The 1,569-nt window shown below is 69.0% G+C and carries 1 protein-coding gene; it reads left to right on the forward strand.

The window, feature by feature from the left end; all coding sequences use genetic code 11:
- Nucleotides 1–1,392 (forward strand): phage terminase large subunit family protein (locus G5V65_RS21775; protein ID WP_165054701.1); only part of this gene is annotated, 1,392 nt, incomplete at its 5' end.
- Nucleotides 1,393–1,569 lie beyond the last annotated feature (177 nt).

Consider the following 1,569-nt stretch of genomic DNA (forward strand, 5'->3'; position numbering starts at 1 on the left):
GCCTCGGCCGACGAGGAAGGCGACCCGGTCACGCTGGCCGAGGCGCGGTCGCTGACCTTCGCCCATCGGCGCAAGGTGCTGCTGGTCTCGACGCCCACCATCCGGGGTCTGAGCCGGATCGAACGGGAATACGAGGCCTCCGATCAGCGGCGGTACTTCGTGCCGTGCCCGCATTGCGGCGCGATGCAATGGCTGAAGTTCGACCGGCTGCGCTGGCAGAAGGGACGTCCGGAGACGGCCGAGTATCACTGCGAGGGCTGCGACGCGGCAATCGCGGAGCACCACAAGACGGCGATGCTGGAGGGTGGCGCATGGCGGGCGACCGCCACGGCGTCTGATCCGACCACGGTCGGCTACCATCTCTCGGCGCTCTATTCGCCGATCGGCTGGCTGAGCTGGTCCCGCATTGCCCGTGGCTGGGAGGCGGCCCAAGGGTCGGACGAGGCGATCAAGGCGTTCCGCAACACGATCCTCGGCGAGACATGGGTCGAGACCGGGGAAGCGCCGGACTGGCAACGGCTCTACGACCGGCGCGAGGCATGGAAACCGGGCACGGTGCCAGCGGGCGGGTTGTTCCTGACTGCCGGGGCCGACGTCCAGAAGGACCGGATCGAGGTCGATGTCTGGGCCTGGGGCCGTGGTCTGGAAAGCTGGCTCGTCGACCACGTCGTGATCGAGGGCGGGCCCGACAGGCACGACGCCTGGTCGGAGCTGACCGCGCTTCTGGACCGTAGCTGGCCACATGAACGCGGCGCGCATCTTCGGATCGCGCGGCTCGCCATCGACACGGGCTACGAGGCCCCGGCGGTCTATTCCTGGTCGCGGGCGCAAGGCTTCGCGCAGGTATCGCCGGTCAAGGGCGTCGAGGGGTTCAACCGCTCGAGCCCGGTGTCGGGGCCGACCTTCGTCGACGCGACCGAGGGCGGGAAACGCCTGCGGCGCGGCGCGCGGCTCTGGACCGTGGCGGTCTCGACCTTCAAGGCCGAAACCTACCGCTTCCTGCGGCTGGAGAGACCGACGACCGAGGAACGCGCCGAGGGCACGACCTTCCCGCCTGGCACGATCCACCTGCCGACATGGGTGGATAGCGAATGGCTGAAGCAGGTCGTGGCCGAACAGCTGGTGACGGTCCGCACGAAGCGCGGCTTCGCCAAACTCGAATGGCAGAAGCTGCGCGAGCGCAACGAAGCGCTGGATTGCCGCGTCTACGCCCGCGCCGCCGCCTGGATCGCGGGCGCGGATCGCTGGCCGGAGGCCCGGTGGCAGGATCTGGAGCGGCAGTTCCCGGACCGGGACGCAATTCGGGCCGAGAGCGGACCAACGCCAGCGCGTGTTCCAGGGACTCCACAGGGGCCTCGGCGCAAGACGGTGCGCTCGAACTATATGGGCTGACCTTCGGAACTATTGCTGTCGCAGCGCACGGCTGCGGGCGAAGGCCTCGAGGGAAACCTTGCGCCGGGTGGCAAGATCGCGGACGCGCGCCGCGATCTCTGGTTCGCCAAAGTCCACCGGGTTGAAGGGGCCGCCATACCAGCGGACCATGTCCTTGTGCTGCGGATGGCGGCGGTT

Source organism: Paragemmobacter kunshanensis (assembly GCF_011059185.1).
In the GTDB taxonomy this organism is placed as follows: domain Bacteria; phylum Pseudomonadota; class Alphaproteobacteria; order Rhodobacterales; family Rhodobacteraceae; genus Paragemmobacter; species Paragemmobacter kunshanensis.